The organism is Micromonospora sp. NBC_01412, assembly GCF_045040215.1.
Lineage (GTDB): Bacteria > Actinomycetota > Actinomycetes > Mycobacteriales > Micromonosporaceae > Micromonospora > Micromonospora rubida.
Genome location: NZ_CP109528.1, coordinates 3,369,301 through 3,383,729, shown reverse-complemented (window position 1 = coordinate 3,383,729; position 14,429 = coordinate 3,369,301). Strand labels below are relative to the sequence as shown.

The following is a 14,429-nucleotide window of genomic DNA, read 5'->3' as shown; positions in this document are numbered from 1 at the left end:
CCGCCGTGGCACGCCGCGCGCCAGAGGTCGCCGCTCAGGCCGTCGGCGGTTCGATCGACTGGGGGCGGTTCTCCCACTTCGTCGACAGGGCGATCCCGGTGCGGGTGGAGGCCACCCCGGGGGTCCGGTTCAGCCGGACGATGAGCTGCTCCAGCTCGGCGATCGTGCCGACCCGGGCCTTGAGCAGAAACGACTCGACCCCCGCCATGAAGTAGCAGGACTCGATCTCGGGCATCCGCCGGAACGCCTCCAGCACGTCGTCGGTGTCCCCGCCGGAGTCCTCGACGATGCTGATCAGCGCGGTCACCCCGAGGCCGATGGACTCGGGCTCCACCTCCGCCCGGTACGCCCGGATCACCCCGCCGGACTCCAGCTTCCCGACCCGTTCGTGCACGGCGGGGGCGGAGAGGCCGACCTGGCGGGCCAGCTCGGCGTACGAGAGTCGGGCGTTGCCCTGCAACAGCGCGACGAGGCTCCGGTCGATGGCGTCCACGGACTGTGACCCTAGTCGTTCGGGCGTAACGTCCGGCGGTCGACATACGTTGCACCTGACAGCAGGTGAGTGTTCGCAGACCTTCGGTCAAGGGAGAACCGCGCCGGTAGCATTTACTAACTTCCCACTCAGTGCTTTTTTCGCGTTTGGCGGACAGGCCAGGTCGCTGGTGCTGTAATTGCCATACGTCCCTCATGACGGCTCTGGGCTCGCACCGGCCGGGGGCAGTGTGTTCAGCCGGGGGCTTCGTCGACGCGAGGAGGGGGCTGTGGACACTGGAGATCGCCTGCTGACACCGGGTGAGGTTGCCGCACTGTTTCGGGTTGACCCGAAGACTGTGACGCGATGGGCGGCGGCCGGCCGGATAGGCAGCATCCGGACTCCAGGCGGGCATCGCCGGTTTCGGGAATCCGAGGTGCGGGCCCTGCTGGAAGGGGAGGGCATGCTGGACGAGGCGGACGACATGGGAAAGGCCCGTAACGTCGGCCCTCCGGCATCGACCGGCCCCGGCCCGGCCAACGCCGGGATGTACTGACCAGGTGCACTGACGGGGCACGCGGACCGGTCCGCCCGGTCCGCGTCCCGACGACACCGCCCGCGCTCAGCGGCTGCCGTCGTCCAGCCCGCGCGGGCCGGCGTCCGGGTCGCCGGTACGGCCGGTGCCCAGCTCGCCGGACCAGCGCCGGAACAACGTGTGCGGTACGCCCAGCGCGTCGAGCACCTTCCCCGCCACGAAGTCGACGAGTTGCCGCGCCGAGGCGGACGCCCCAGCACCGTAGAAGCCCGGGCTGGCGGGCAGCACCACCGCCCCGGCGTCGTGCAGGGCGATCAGGTGCTCCAGGTGGCTACGGGTCACCGGCGTCTCGCGCGGTACCACCACCACCGGCCGGCGCTCCTTGAGGTTGACCTCTGCGGCCCGCTGCAACAGGTCCTTGGACAGCCCGATCGCGATGCCGGCGCAGGCCGCCGTGCTGGCCGGCACGACCGCCATGCCGCGTACCCGGTAGGAGCCGCTGCTGGGGCCGGCGGCGAGATCGCCGGCGGGCCAGTGCCGCACGTCGGCGTCGCCCAGGTCGCGGCCGAGCCAGGCCGCGAGGTCCTCGGCCCAGTGTCCGTCGCGGAAGGCCCGCCCGGTCTCGTCGAGGATGGTCAGCCGCGCGGCGCGGGAGACGATCAGGTCCACCGGCTCGCCGGCGTCCAGCAGCCCGCTCACGACCGCAGCGGCGTACGGCGTGCCCGACGCGCCGGAGACTCCCACCACCCATGGTTCACGCATGCGTCCAGCCTGCCTGGTCACGCCGGGCGGCCGTCGCCCACCCCCTCGGGTCCGCCGGGCGGCCGTCGCCCACCCCCTCGGGCCCACAGGCCGGCCCCCCGACGCCCGTATCGACCTGCCATGCTGCCGTGGGCGCGATCCCACGCCCATGGGAGGAACCGATGATGACCGGCGACATCCTCTGGTCGCTTCGCTCCCACTGCCCCATCCCGCCGAGGCTGTCCCCGCACGCCGATCGGGTGCAGCGGTGGCTCGACGACCTGCTGCCCGGCCTCGGCCTGCCGCTGGACGGCCCGGCGCTGGACCGGCTGTCCCGCGCGGGTTTCGCCCGCTACGCCAGCCGGCTCTACCCGCAGGCCACCGAGGCCGACCTGCGGGTGGTGGCTGCCCTGTTCACCTGGTTCTTCCTGGTCGACGACGCCTGCGACGGCCCTCACCGGCTGACCCCGCAGCAGATCCGGGCGCTGCGCGACGGGACGCTGTGGCTGCTGCGGGAGGGGCACCGGATCCGCCACCCGGGGCTCACCGGCCCGCTGCGCCGGCTGCTGCTGCGGGCCTGGCGGGAGCCGCGCCGCCGGATGCCGGCCCGCTGGCGGCTGCGGTTCGCCGATGCGGTCGGCCACCACCTGCACGGGACCTGGCAGGAGGCGGTGGAGAAGGCCGCCGGTCGGCCACCGGACGTGGCCCGGTACGTCGAGCTGCGCCGGGCCACCTCGGCGGCGTACGTGTCGTATCCGCTGATCGAGTTCGTCACCGGCCGCCAGCTGCCCGACGCGGTGTACCACCACCCGCTGCTGCGCGAGATCGCCGACCTCGGCAACGACCTGCTCTCCTGGTACAACGACCTCGCCTCGCTTGAGCGGGACCGGGCCACCTCGGGCGGGCACAACCTGGTGCTGGCGCTGGCCGCCGAGCGGGGCGTCCCGGTCGTCGCCGCGGTCGGCCTGGCCGCCGAGCGCTGGCGGGCGACGATGCGCCGCTTCGTCGAGCTCCGCGCGACCGTGCCGTCGTTCGGCCCGGCGTTGGACGAGGCCGTCACCGACCACCTCGACGGGGTCGCCGACGCCGTCCGGGGCACCATCGAGTGGACCCTGGAGAGCGCCCGCTACCCCACCCCGGCGGCCCGGGACTGACAGCTCCCGCCGCCCCTGGCCGGAAGCCGGCTCAGGGGCGCGGATCGGGCTCACGGCGGGAAGCCGGCCCAGGGACGCGGATCGGGCTCAGGGGCGCAGGCCGAGCCGTACCACCAGGTCGAGCAGGGCGAGCACGAACAGCGCGATGCCGACGAAGCCGTTCGCGGTGAAGAACGCCCGGTTGACCTTGCTCAGGTCGGTCGGCGACACCACCAGGTGCTGGTAGCCGAACGCGACGGCGGTCAGCGCCAGCCCGATCCACCAGAGCCAGCCGAACCCGACCAGCGCCCCGAACCAGATGAACAGCGCGAACGTCACCACGTGCGTGACGGTGGAGGCGTGCAGGGCGAAGCGCAGCCCGTACCGGGCGGGGACGCTGTGTACGCCGATCTTCCGGTCCACGTCGGCGTCCTGGCAGGCGTAGATCAGGTCGAAGCCGCCGATCCACAGGCCGACGGCCGCGCCGAGCAGCCAGGCCGGCCACGAGCCGGCGAAGGTGCCGGTGACCGCGAGCCACGCGCCGACCGGGCCGACCGCCTGGGCGACCGCGAGGATCGCGTGCGGCCAGTTGGTGAACCGCTTGCCGTACGGGTAGACGACCAGCGGCACCACGGCGAGCGGCGCGAGCGCCAGGCAGAGCGGGTTGAGCAGGGCGGCTGCGGCGAGGAAGACCACCAGCGCGACGGCCGCGCCGGTCCAGGCCGTCCGCACGCTCACCGCCCCGGTGACCAGCTCCCGGGAGGAGGTACGCGGGTTCCGCGCGTCGATCCGCCGGTCGAGGATGCGGTTGGCGGCCATCGCGAACGTCCGCGCCCCGACCATCGCCACGGTGATCAGCAGCAGGTCTCCCCAGCGCACCCGCCCGCCGTTGACCTGCATCGCGGTCAGCGCCGACAGGTACGCGAACGGCAGCGCGAAGACGGAGTGCTCGATCGCGACGAGCTTGAGGAAGGACTTGACCCGACCTGGGCGTTCGACGGGTTCCGTGACGGCGGCGGTCATCAGATCCCGTACTCCTTCCAGCGCTTGTCCACCAGCGAGACCACCTCGGGGGCCATGGTCATCGCCTCCGGCCAGCCCCGGGTGTAGCCCTCGGTGGGCAGCTTGCGGGTGGCGTCGACGCCCGCCTTGCCGCCCCAGAACTGCTGGTACGAGGCGTGGTCGAGGTGGTCGACGGGCCCCTCGGTGAGCAGCAGGTCGCGGGCGTAGTCGACGTTGCCGAAGGCGCGGAACGCGACCTCGTTGTAGTTGTGCACGTCGCAGTCCTCGTCGACGATCACGATCAGCTTGGTCAGCGACATCATGTGCGCGCCCCAGATGGCGTTCATCACCTTCTGCGCGTGCTTCGGGTAGCGCTTGCGGATCGACACGATCGCGCAGTTGTGGAAGACGCCGGCGGCGGGCAGGTCGTAGTCGACGATGTCCGGGATCAGGAAGCGCAGCAGCGGCGCGAAGATCCGCTCGGTGGCCTTGCCGAGGCCGTGGTCCTCCTGGGGTGGTTGCGACGTGACGATCGAGTGGTAGACCGGGTCGCGCTGCATGGTCATGCACTCGATGTGCATCACCGGGAAGGGCTCCACCGGCGTGTAGAAGCCGGTGTGGTCGCCGAACGGGCCCTCCGGGAGCCGCTCGCCCGGCTCGATGTAGCCCTCCAGGACGATCTGCGCGTGCGCCGGCACCTGCAGCGGAACCGTCAGGCAGTCCACCATCTCGACCCGCTCGCCGCGCAGGAATCCCGCGAACAGGTACTCGTCGATGTCGGCGGGGAGTGGTGCGCTGGCCGAGTAGGCGACCGCGGGCTCGGTGCCGATGGCGATCGCCACCGGCAGCCGCTGGCCGAGCCGTTCGGCGACCGCGTGGTGCGCCGTGGAGTTCTTGTGGATCTGCCAGTGCATGCCGATGGTGTTCCGCGAGTGCTGCTGCAACCGGTACAGCCCCAGGTTGCGCTTGCCGGTCTCCGGGTGCTTGGTGTGGGTCAGACCGAAGTTGTGGAAGATCCCGCCGTCACCCGGCCAGACCTGCAGCCCCGGCAGCCGGTTCAGGTCGACGTCGTCACCGCAGTAGACCACCTGCTGGCAGGGGGCGGTCTTGACCTTCTTCGGCGGCATCGACGTGAGCTGCCTGACCTTGCCGAGGCCGTCCATCATCCCGGAGAGGCCCATCGGCAGCTCCGGCTTGAGCATGTTGCCGATCCGCTCGCCGATCTCGTCGAGGTTCTCGACGCCGAGCGCCATCGCCATCCGCTTCTCGGTGCCGAACAGGTTGACCGCCACCGGCATCTCGCCCCGGGTGGGCCGCTCGAAGAGCAGCGCCGGCCCTCCCTCCCGCACGGTCCGGGTGACGATCTCACTGATCTCCAGCGTCGGGTCGACCGGGACGCTGACCCGGCGCAGCTCCCCCGCCCGCTCCAGGGCCGCGAGGAAGTCCTTCAGATCGGTGTACGGGAAGCCACGAGCCGCCATGACAGCCAGTCTCCCCCACCGGCCGCCGGAACTGCCGCTCCGGGTCCCCCGCGCCGACGCAGATCACCCGTCGCCGTGGTCGGCGGCTGTCTCCCGCTCGGCAAGGGGTCGTGGCCGGGCCCCTTGGAGCTGCCCCGCCGACGCGCCCACCCCAGCGCCGGGCATCCCTCCGACTCCCTGTGGAGCTGATGTCACGAACGGATCAGCCGGCCGAGCGCGACGCCAACCGAGCCCCAGAACTCGGATCGCGGGGCGGCACGGCCGGGCCCCTGGAGCTCGGGGCGGTCAACGGCAGCGACCGGCTCGCCCGCGCGCCGACCAACTCAAGCAGCGCGACGAAGAGGCCGCCGCTGCCGAGAACACCCCGTCCGCCCGCATCGGGTACGCGGTTGGGCGCCGCCTGGCCCACCTCCACCTGCGAAACCATCGACATCGAGTAGTGCGCCCGCCGCCCATACTCCTCCTGGCTCAGCCCGGCGCAACCCACGCCCGCCGCAGCTGACCCAAATCAGCAAGGCCCACCCCCACCGCGCGGTAGCTTCCAAGTAACTCGCTGTCACCAACACTCGCCACACCGCGTTGATCAAGAGGTTTGCGTCAATTCCGCTGCCGATCCCGACGCAAACCTCTTGATCAACGCGGAGGGAGTCGGGCGCAGGGCGGGGGGACGGGGGACGGGGACAGGTGGGAGGCGGATCAGTGGGAGGCGGATCAGTGGGAGGCGGATCGGTGGGTGGGGGGCGGGTGCCGGAGGGGTTCGGCGAGCGGCGGGTGCGGGTCGGCGAGGTCATGATCAACCACGTCCGGGGCGGGCAGGGGCCGCCGCTGGTGCTGCTGCACGGCTACCCGCAGTCCTGGTACATGTGGCGGGCCCTGCTGCCCGAGCTGGCCCGACACTTCGACGTGGTCGCCCCCGACCTGCGCGGCTTCGGCGACAGCGATGCCCCGGCCGCCGGGTACGACAAGAAGACCCTCGCCGCCGACCTGCACGGGCTGCTCGCCGAGCTGGGCTTGGCCGGCGACCTCCGGCTGGTCGGCCACGACGTGGGCACCATGGTCGCGTACGCGTACGCCGCCGCCCACCCGGACCGGGTTAGCCGACTGGTGCTCAGCGAGGCGCCGATCCCCGACGAGAGTGTCTACGCGTTCCCCGCGCTGACCCCGGCCGGCCCGGGGGTGTGGAACTTCGGCTTCTTCAGCCTCGTGAACGGGCTGCCCGAGCAGCTCGTCAGCGGCCGGGAAACGCTCTGGGTGGACCGGTTCACCGACTCGATGATGGTCCGCAAGGGCAGTATCAGCCCCGACGACGTCGAGGAATACGCCCGGCACCTGCGGGACGAGGCGCACCTGCGGGCGAGCTTCGCGTACTTCCGCGCCTTCGGTCAGGACATCGAAGACAACGCCGCGTACCGGGCGACGCCGCTGCCCATGCCGGTGCTGGCCGTCGGCGGCCGGGCCAGCCTCGGCGACCAGGTGGCAGACCAGGTCCGCCGGTACGCCACGACGGTCCGTGGCGAGGTGGTCGAGGACTGCGGTCACTGGCTGTACGAGGAACGGCCGGACGCACTCCTCGCGCTGTTGCTGGACTTCCTCCGCCCGGCCTGACTTACGAGCACCGCCCCCGGTCCACCGTTCCATGACGCGCCGCCGCCGGCCCGAACCGCAGGAGGAGGCGGATCGATGACCGACCCCGGGTACGCGCGGGTCAGCCCGCAGCCAACGCCGTGGCCCGGACGGGATCGGCCGGCCAGGCGTGCTCGGCGAACTGGGGGTCGAGCGGGGCGCCGGTGAGCCGGTTGGCGAAGGTGGAGATGGTGTACGTGCCGACGCCCAGGACCACGTCGAGGGCGTTGTCGGGGCGGTAGCCGGCCGCGAGGAAGGCTCGCATCGCGTCGTCCGGGACCGCGCCCCGGTGGCCCAGCACGGCCAGGGTGAACAGCCGCAGCGCCTCCAGCCGCGCCTCGGGCAGCGGCGTGCCGGAGCGCAGCGCGCCGATCAGCACCGGGTCGGCGCCCTGCCCGGTCAGCGTGCCGGTGTGCATCGCCACGCAGACGTGGCACTCGTTGCGGGTGGCGATCGTCAGCACGACGACCTCCCGCTCCAACGGGTCGAGGCTGCTCTGCTCGAAGATCCCGTTGACGGTGAGGAAGCCCTTGAGCAGGTGCGGCGACTCGGCCATCAGGGCTGCCGGCGCCGGCAGGTAGCCGAACTTCCGCCGTACCTGCTCGATGGTCGGGCGGGCCGGGGCGGGCGCGGTGTCGGGGGTGTGAACGGTGAAGAAGCCATCGGGCACGGTGACCTGCTCTCGGGGTCGGGGTGAGGGACCGCGTGACGTACGATCGTCAACGTGGTTGTCGAAATCGTAAACCAGGTTGTCGAACATGGCAACGGCTGAACCCGCCCGCCCCGGCTTCCTGCTGCCCCTGCTGCTGCTGGCCGGCTTCCGTACGCTCATCGACGACCTGCACGCGGAGCTGGCCCGGCAGGGGCACCCCGAGCTGCGCCCGCTGCACGGCTTCGTCCTCCAGGCCGTCGGGCCCGACGGCACCACCGCCACCGAGCTGGGCCAGCGGCTCGGCGTCTCCAAGCAGGCCGCCGGAAAGACGGTGGACCGGCTGGTCGCCCTCGACTACCTCGAACGCGCCGACGACCCCCGCGACGCCCGACGCAAGCTGGTCCGGGTGACCCCGCACGGCCTGGACGGCCTGCACCGCTCGGCGGCCGTCTTCGACCAGCTCCGGCAGCGGTGGGCCGCCACCCTCGGCCCCGACCGGGTCGCCGCCCTGGAGGACGACCTGCGCGCGGTCACCCCGGCCAACCCGTTCCGCCTCGACGTGCCCGGCTGGTTCGGCGGCTGACCCACCCCGTGGGCGTGAAACGGAACCGCGCTGCGGGAGAGACAGGGTGCCAGATCGCTCGATGAACGACTAAATGGTCGGTTACGTCGTTGAACCGGCCAAAAGTCGGAGATCGCCGAGACCCGAGCAGCCGCCCGTGACCGCCCGTGGCGCTCGGCGAGGGCCTCCTCCTGTGCCGGGCGGACAAAGTCGACCGGGACAGCGGCGGGCGTCACTCGAGGACGATGGGGGAGACGCGCGTGGCCCGGCGGACACACTGGTTCCGAACCGCCTGGAGTCGCCTGCGAAGCGGTTGGCAACTGCTGGCGGCGGTGACCCTGGGGGCGACCGTGTCCTGGTTCGTCGCCAACCGCCTCCTCGGAGGCCCGCACGGTGGTGACGACAGCGCGGCGTTCTACGCACCGACCGCCGCGCTGATCGTTCTGTCCCAGGCCCGGGGCGTACGGCTGCGGCAGGCGATCCGGGTCCTGGCCGGGATCGCGGTCGGGGTGATCCTCGGCGAGGTCGCCATCTGGCTGCTCGGCGCCCGCTCCACCGCCGCCGTCTTCGTGGTCATCCTGGTCGCCGCCGGGGTGTCGATCGCCGCCAAGGCTCCCGGCGTCGTCCGGAACCAGTTGACGATGTCCGCGCTCTTCATGGTCGCCGTGGTTCCGCCGAACAAGGAGCTGGAGCCGACCCGCCTCTACGATGCGCTGATCGGTGGCACCATCGCGTTGCTGATCACCCAGGTCGCCGGCTCACGCTCGCCGCTCGGGCCGCTGGACACCGAGGGGCGGCGGGCGTTCGCGGAGCTGTCCGGGGTCCTGGACAGCATCCGTCAGGCCTTGCAGCGACACGACGAGAAGGCCGCCCTGGCCGCGCTCGACCGGGCCCGGCAGCTGGACTCGCGTACCGCCGCGCTTCGCAGGGCCGTGCTGGTCGCTGACGAGAATCTGCGTCTCGCGATCTGGGAACGGCGCAGTCGCCCGCGTGTCCAGGCCGCCCGAGCCGCCGTCGACCAGGTCGACTACGCCGTCCGCAACACCCGGGCGCTGGCGCGCTCGGCAGTGGTGCTCGCCCGGATGCCGGATCCGCCGCCGCAGCAGCTCGTCGCCGCGCTGACCTCGCTGAACCAGTTGACGAGCTGCGCCGCCGCGGTGCTCGCCGCCGTCGTCTCCGGCGACAGTGACACGGCCGACCGGCACATCGACCAGGCGGGAAAGACCGCGGTCGCCACCGTCCAGGTGATGGCGCCGCTGCTCCGGCACGAGCAGTCGTTGCCGGTCAGCACGATCATCAGTCACATCCGGATGCTGGTCGTCGACCTGCTGCGCAGCGCCCGGGCAGACAAGCCGGAGGTGCTGAACGCGATCGACCAGGCGCTGGACCTGCCCGCCGTCTGGAAGGAACGGTGACCGGCGCGCCGCGCAGGTCCTGTTCCCGGGTGTGCGCCCCTGCCGGACGCAACCCGAGGGCGATCAGTCGACGCCGGCGTACGAGTGCAGGCCGGTGAAGAAGAAGTTCACCCCGAACAGGTTCATCAGCATGGTGAGGAAGCCGAGGATGGCGAGCCAGGTGGCCACGTTCCGCCGCACGCTCGGGGTGGCCCGGGCGTGCAGGTAGCCCGCGTACACCACCCAGGAGATGAACGCCCAGGTCTCCTTCGGGTCCCAGCCCCACGGCCGGCCCCACGCGGCCTCCGCCCAGATCGCTCCGGCGATCACCGCGAAGGTGAAGATCGGGAACGCGAAGGCGTGCAGCGTGAAGGTCAGCCGCTCCAGTCCGGCCGCCGCCGGCAGCCGCTTCGCCAGGATGTACGGGAAGCTGCGCTTGCCCTGCTCGTACCCGTTGCGCATGAGGAACGCGATTGCCGGCACCGCACCGAGCAGGAAGATGCTGGACGAGAAGCTGATCGTCGACACGTGCACGGTGAACCAGTACGACTGGAGCGCCGGCATCAGCGGCACCACCTCGACGTACAGCTTCAGCTCGGCGAACGCGAGCAGCAGCACCATCACCAGGGTGAGGAACAGCCCGAGGCGACGCAGCGAGGGGCGCTTCCAGAGCACGGCGAGCCACGCCACCGTGCTGATGCACGAAACCGTCAGCACGAACTCGTACATGTTGCCCCAGGGCATCCGGTCGGCGGCGATGCCGCGGGTGACCGTGGCCGCGAGGTGCAGCGCGGCGGCGACGACGGTGATCCCGACCGCGACTAGGCCGGCCAGCCCGGCCCGCTGCGCCGAGCGGTCGACCCGGGCCGGCGGCGCGACCGGAGCGGCGGGCGCGTCGATCAGCCCACCGGCCCCGCCGGCTCCCGCGCCGACCAGCTCGCGCGCGGCCGGGGTGACGGCCCGGGCGTTGCCGAGGGCGTACTCGACGGCGTGGCAAATCATCGCGACCAGGTACGCCAGGATCGCGAACGTGACTAGTTGGTCGGAGAGTGCGGTCATCACTCGGCTCCTTCTCGCGTCCCGGACGGACCGCGTGCGTCACGCCCCCCACCGGCCCGCTCGCCCGGCTTCCCGTCGCCGTCGACGGCGGCGACGAGCTGCGCGAACTCGTCGGCGAACCCCGGATAGTCGGTGCGCGGCAGGCCACCGGCCTCCACCAAACTACTACCGCCCGTCGGAGATCCATCGGCGGGGTCGGTCGCCTCACCCGATCCGGCCGGCGTCACCCGGAACCAGACCCGGCGGCGCTTGCCGAACAGGGAGCCCATCAGGCCGATCAGCAACACCGTCGAGCTGCCGAGCAGCAGCGTCGAGCCGGGGTCGTAGCGCACCGACAGGGTGATGTACGGCCTCGTGCCGACGAACTCCAGCACGCTGCCGTCGTCCAGCGTCCACTTCTCGCCGACGGCCAACTTCTTGTCGCCGACCTGCTTGAGCTTGCCGTTGGTGACCTGGCGCTGGTCGAGCTTGTACACCGAGCCGGGGATGCCGGCGTCCATGCCCAGGTTCCCCCGGTACGCGACCAGCACCACGGCCGGGTTGCCCTCGGTCGGGAACTCCGACCGGGTGAACGGGGCCTGCTTCGGGGCGGTGGGCAGGTAGAGCCCGTCGAAGGCGATCTGAAGGTTCGAGTCCCGCTTGCCGGTCGTCGGGTCGACGTTCACGTCCGGGAACGCGGCCACGCCCTCGCTGGTGAGGTTGGCGTCCCCGCTGGTAATGAAGGGGAAGTTGCTGGTCTGGGTCTTGCCGTACCGGTCGGTGTAGCGCAGCACCGGGGCGTAGCCGTGGCCGAGCAGGTAGACGTTGGCGTCGCCGAGGCGCAGCGGGGAGTTGACCGAGAAGGTCTCGGTGCGGGTGGCCCGGCCGGCCTCCTCCACGTCGACCGTGGCCCGGTAGAAATCGGGCTGGCCCGATTCCAGGAACCGCGCGTCGAAGTGGTTCAGGGTCAGGCAGAACGGCGGCAGGTCGGCGCTGTCCACCTGAGGGCCGAGCTTGGCCTCGGCGTACTGCTGCCGGGTGTTGCAGAAGGCGTTCTCCTCGCCGGCCACCAGCAGCTTGTTGCCATGCCAGCCGTACCAGGAGCCGAGGGCGACCCCGATCAGCACGGCGATCAGCGAGGTGTGGAACAGCAGGTTGCCGGTCTCCTTGAGGTACCCCTTCTCGGCGGAGACCTCGGTGCCGCGTACCACGACCCGCCAGCGGCGACGCCGCAGCTCGGCGGCGACGGCCTCGGCGTCGGTGTCGACGCCGGTGCGCACGGCGTGCTGGGGCAGCCGTTCCAGGCGCTTGGGCGCGGCCGGTGGCTTCGTGCGCAGGGCGCGGACGTGGTCGCGCAGCCGGGGCAGGATGCAGCCGATCAGGGAGGCGAACAGCAGCAGGTAGATGGCGGAGAACCAGACCGACCCGAACACCTCGAACGCGCCGATCCGGTCCAGCGTCGGGGCCAGTTCGGGGTGGTCGATGAAGTACTGGTCGACCTTCTCCAGGTTCACCCCGCGCTGCGGCAGCACCGAGCCGGGGATGGCCGCGACGGCGAGCAGGAAGAGCAGGATCAGTGCCGTACGCATGCTGGTGAGCTGCCGCCACGAGTTGCGCAGCAGGGCCAGCGCCCGGTTGGGCCGGCGCGGCGCCTCGGCCGGGGGCACCGGTCGGTCCTCCACGATCGTCATCAGATACTCACCTCGCCCACGCCGAACGTCGTCTGCAACCAGATGACGAAGTTGGTCCACCCGCCGGTGACCAGCGCGAGGCCGATCAGCACCAGCAGGACGCCGCCGACCCGGGTGACCCAACGGCTGTTGCGCCGGACGGCGCGGAACACCCCGAGCAGGCGGTGGAAGCCCAGCCCGAAGACGACGAACGGTATCCCCAGCCCGAGGCAGTACGCCACGGCGAGCACCACGGCCCGGTCGGTCTGCCCGCCGGGGGTGGCCATGCCGAGCACCGCCGCGAGCGTGGGGCCGGTGCAGGGCATCCAGCTCAGGGCGAAGACCGCGCCGAAGACGGGAGCCCCGAGCAGGCCGGCGGCGGGCAGCCGCTGGATCCGGAACTCCCGCTGGAGGCCGGGGAGCACCCCGACGAAGGCCAGCCCGAGCACGGTGACCAGCACACCGGCACCGATCTCCAACGCCCGCTCGTACTGGATGAAGACCCGACCGACGCTGGCGAAGAGGATCGCGGTGGCGGTGAAGACGGCGGTGAACCCGGCGATGAACAGCAGCGTCCCGGCGAGCACCCGGCCCTTGACCGCCGCCGCCGTCCGGCCCCGTTCCCGGGTCCGCTCCCGCACCGCCACGCCGCCGCCGTCGTTACCGCCGCTGCCGTTGGTGCCGTCCTGCCCCGGATCCGGGGGGCCGGCGGGGGGCGTTGCCGGCGTGTCCCGACCCTCCAAGTCGGCGCCGGCCAGGCCGGTGACGTAGGAGAGGTAGCCGGGGACCAGCGGGAGGATGCACGGGGACAGGAAGCTGACCAGCCCGGCGAGTGCCGCCGCGCCGATGGCCAGCAGCAGCGGCCCGCTCTGGGCGACGTCGTGGAAGGTCCCACCCATCAGCGGGAGCCGTTGGGCGCGGGCTGCTCGGCGGCGATCCGCGCGACGATCGGTTGCAGCCGCTCCTGGGTCACCGCCGACCGGATCACCACGGCCACCCTGCCGTCCCGGTCCAGCAGGACGGTGGCCGGGATGGTGGTGGGCGAGATGTCGAAGGCGAGGGCGAGCCGGCTCGGCGGGTCGAAGAGGCTGGGGTAGGTGACCCGACCCTCCTCGAACGCGAGCGCCTTGTCCCGGTTGTCCTGCACGTTGATGCCGAGGAAGGTCACCCCGGACGACTTGGTGGCCTGGTAGGTAGCCTCCAGGTCGTCGGCCTCGGCCCGGCAGGGCGGGCACCAGGAACCCCAGAAGTTGACCACGACCACCTGGCCGCGGTCCGTCGCGACGTCGTAGCTGCCGCCGGTGAGCAGCTCACCGGACAGCTTCGGGGGCGCGGACCGCTGGTCGGGGGCGCACTCGATGAAGCCGTCGGTGTTGGCGCAGCGCTGCTCCTGGCTGTTGGAGGAGCAGCCGGCCAGGGCCGCCGTGGCGGTCACGGCCGCGAGGAGTCCCGCGATCCACCTCCGGGCTGGCATCAGGCTCCCTTGGCCGTCCGGGCGGTCGGCGATGTGGCGACCAGGTGGGCAGCCGGCTCGCTGTAGCCGATCCCGACGATCTTCGCGCCGTCGAAGTGGAACGAGGTGAGGCTGGCCAGCCCGCACTGCCGCCGGCGCGGGTCGTGCCACAGCCGCTTGCGCTCGACGTGACGGCGCAGCGTCCAGATGGGGAGCTGGTGGGAGACCAGCACGGCCTCGCGTCCCTCGGCGGCGACCCGGGCCGCGTGCAGGGCGGCGAACATCCGCTCCGCGATGACCCGGTACGCCTCGCCCCAGGACGGGGTGACCGGGTCGCGCAGCACCCACCAGTTGCGCGGGTCGCGGAACGACCCGTCGCCCGGGGAGACCTTCTTGCCCTCGAACCAGTTGGCGCTCTCGATCAGTCGCTCGTCCACCCCGACGGGCAGCCCGAACTGCCCGGCGATCGGCTCGGCGGTCTGCTGGGCGCGTTCGAGGGGGCTGGCCACCACGTGCACCACGTCCCGCTCGGCGAGCCCCTGGGCCGCCGCCTTGGCCATCTGCACGCCCAGCTCCGACAGGCGGAAGCCGGGCAGCCGGCCGTAGAGGATCTGATCCGGGTTGTGCACCTCGCCATGCCGCAGCACGTGGACCACCGTCTTGCTCACCGCAG

15 protein-coding genes are annotated in these 14,429 nt (G+C 71.9%); 5 read left to right on the top strand and 10 right to left on the bottom strand.

Annotation, left to right across the window (positions count from 1 at the left end; genetic code table 11):
- Window positions 1-34: 34 nt before the first annotated feature.
- On the bottom strand, window positions 35-493 hold the full coding sequence (locus OG617_RS15580; protein WP_396671581.1) for an Lrp/AsnC family transcriptional regulator: 459 nt from the start codon (window positions 491-493) through the stop codon (window positions 35-37).
- A gap of 268 nt (window positions 494-761) precedes the next feature.
- Here OG617_RS15580 and OG617_RS15575 point away from each other — a divergent pair, with 268 nt between their 5' ends.
- Window positions 762-1,028, top strand: a complete 267-nt coding sequence (locus OG617_RS15575; RefSeq protein WP_405102463.1) for a BldC family transcriptional regulator — start codon at window positions 762-764, stop codon at window positions 1,026-1,028.
- A 66-nt stretch (window positions 1,029-1,094) separates the two neighbouring features.
- Here the strand turns inward: OG617_RS15575 and OG617_RS15570 are convergent, their stop codons facing one another.
- On the bottom strand, window positions 1,095-1,769 hold the full coding sequence (locus OG617_RS15570; RefSeq protein ID WP_405102461.1) for a UbiX family flavin prenyltransferase: 675 nt from the start codon (window positions 1,767-1,769) through the stop codon (window positions 1,095-1,097).
- 164 nt (window positions 1,770-1,933) lie between these two features.
- Between OG617_RS15570 and OG617_RS15565 the strand changes: the two genes are divergently transcribed.
- A complete protein-coding gene (locus OG617_RS15565) occupies window positions 1,934-2,902 on the top strand; it encodes a terpene synthase family protein (protein ID WP_405102459.1) in 969 nt (322 codons plus the stop codon).
- Window positions 2,903-2,989: 87 nt separating this feature from the next.
- On the opposite strand, the gene mqnP is transcribed toward OG617_RS15565, so the two are convergent.
- Together mqnP and OG617_RS15555 are read right to left on the bottom strand one after the other, a co-directional pair.
- Window positions 2,990-3,904, bottom strand: coding sequence for a menaquinone biosynthesis prenyltransferase MqnP (gene mqnP / locus OG617_RS15560; protein ID WP_405102457.1), 915 nt, complete (start codon window positions 3,902-3,904; stop codon window positions 2,990-2,992).
- On the bottom strand, window positions 3,904-5,364 hold the full coding sequence (locus tag OG617_RS15555) for a menaquinone biosynthesis decarboxylase (RefSeq protein ID WP_405102455.1): 1,461 nt from the start codon (window positions 5,362-5,364) through the stop codon (window positions 3,904-3,906). Before OG617_RS15555 ends, mqnP begins: the two co-directional genes overlap by 1 nt.
- Window positions 5,365-6,108: 744 nt before the next feature.
- Here OG617_RS15555 and OG617_RS15550 point away from each other — a divergent pair.
- A complete protein-coding gene (locus OG617_RS15550; protein WP_405102453.1) occupies window positions 6,109-6,969 on the top strand; it encodes an alpha/beta fold hydrolase in 861 nt (286 codons plus the stop codon).
- A 100-nt stretch (window positions 6,970-7,069) separates the two neighbouring features.
- Here the strand turns inward: OG617_RS15550 and OG617_RS15545 are convergent, their stop codons facing one another.
- Window positions 7,070-7,657, bottom strand: a complete 588-nt coding sequence (locus tag OG617_RS15545) for a carboxymuconolactone decarboxylase family protein (protein ID WP_405102451.1) — start codon at window positions 7,655-7,657, stop codon at window positions 7,070-7,072.
- 88 nt (window positions 7,658-7,745) lie between these two features.
- On the opposite strand from OG617_RS15545, the gene OG617_RS15540 reads away from it, so the two are divergent.
- Window positions 7,746-8,222, top strand: coding sequence for a MarR family winged helix-turn-helix transcriptional regulator (locus OG617_RS15540; RefSeq protein WP_405102449.1), 477 nt, complete (start codon window positions 7,746-7,748; stop codon window positions 8,220-8,222).
- A 239-nt stretch (window positions 8,223-8,461) separates the two neighbouring features.
- A complete protein-coding gene (locus tag OG617_RS15535) occupies window positions 8,462-9,616 on the top strand; it encodes an FUSC family protein (RefSeq protein ID WP_405102447.1) in 1,155 nt (384 codons plus the stop codon).
- Window positions 9,617-9,679: 63 nt separating this feature from the next.
- Here OG617_RS15535 and ccsB read toward each other — a convergent pair whose 3' ends face one another.
- The 5 genes from ccsB to OG617_RS15510 are packed head-to-tail and all read right to left on the bottom strand — an operon-like array spanning window position 9,680 to window position 14,424.
- Window positions 9,680-10,654, bottom strand: coding sequence for a c-type cytochrome biogenesis protein CcsB (gene ccsB, locus OG617_RS15530; RefSeq protein ID WP_405102445.1), 975 nt, complete (start codon window positions 10,652-10,654; stop codon window positions 9,680-9,682).
- Window positions 10,654-12,324 (bottom strand): cytochrome c biogenesis protein ResB, encoded by a 1,671-nt coding sequence (locus OG617_RS15525; protein WP_405102443.1) that lies wholly within the window; start codon window positions 12,322-12,324, stop codon window positions 10,654-10,656. The genes ccsB and OG617_RS15525 overlap by 1 nt, the downstream gene beginning before the upstream one ends.
- The gene (locus OG617_RS15520) at window positions 12,324-13,202 is read right to left on the bottom strand and encodes a cytochrome c biogenesis CcdA family protein (RefSeq protein WP_405102441.1); all 879 of its coding nucleotides are present in this window, start codon (window positions 13,200-13,202) and stop codon (window positions 12,324-12,326) included. The genes OG617_RS15525 and OG617_RS15520 overlap by 1 nt, the downstream gene beginning before the upstream one ends.
- The gene (locus tag OG617_RS15515; RefSeq protein WP_405102439.1) at window positions 13,202-13,777 is read right to left on the bottom strand and encodes a TlpA family protein disulfide reductase; all 576 of its coding nucleotides are present in this window, start codon (window positions 13,775-13,777) and stop codon (window positions 13,202-13,204) included. The genes OG617_RS15520 and OG617_RS15515 overlap by 1 nt, the downstream gene beginning before the upstream one ends.
- Window positions 13,777-14,424 carry a histidine phosphatase family protein gene (locus tag OG617_RS15510; protein ID WP_405102437.1) on the bottom strand — a complete coding sequence of 216 codons (648 nt, stop codon included), beginning with the start codon at window positions 14,422-14,424 and terminating at the stop codon, window positions 13,777-13,779. The genes OG617_RS15515 and OG617_RS15510 overlap by 1 nt, the downstream gene beginning before the upstream one ends.
- Between the last annotated feature and the right edge of the window lie 5 nt (window positions 14,425-14,429).

Coding starts and splice junctions, on each gene's coding strand:
- OG617_RS15520 (WP_405102441.1), bottom strand. CDS start 13,202: ATGGGTGGGACCTTCCACGACGTCGCCCAGAGCGGGCCGCTGCTGCTG.
- OG617_RS15540 (WP_405102449.1), top strand. CDS start 7,746: ATGGCAACGGCTGAACCCGCCCGCCCCGGCTTCCTGCTGCCCCTGCTG.
- OG617_RS15565 (WP_405102459.1), top strand. CDS start 1,934: ATGACCGGCGACATCCTCTGGTCGCTTCGCTCCCACTGCCCCATCCCG.
- OG617_RS15555 (WP_405102455.1), bottom strand. CDS start 5,364: ATGGCGGCTCGTGGCTTCCCGTACACCGATCTGAAGGACTTCCTCGCG.
- OG617_RS15515 (WP_405102439.1), bottom strand. CDS start 13,777: ATGCCAGCCCGGAGGTGGATCGCGGGACTCCTCGCGGCCGTGACCGCC.
- OG617_RS15525 (WP_405102443.1), bottom strand. CDS start 12,324: ATGACGATCGTGGAGGACCGACCGGTGCCCCCGGCCGAGGCGCCGCGC.
- OG617_RS15570 (WP_405102461.1), bottom strand. CDS start 1,769: ATGCGTGAACCATGGGTGGTGGGAGTCTCCGGCGCGTCGGGCACGCCG.
- ccsB (WP_405102445.1), bottom strand. CDS start 10,654: ATGACCGCACTCTCCGACCAACTAGTCACGTTCGCGATCCTGGCGTAC.
- mqnP (WP_405102457.1), bottom strand. CDS start 3,904: ATGACCGCCGCCGTCACGGAACCCGTCGAACGCCCAGGTCGGGTCAAG.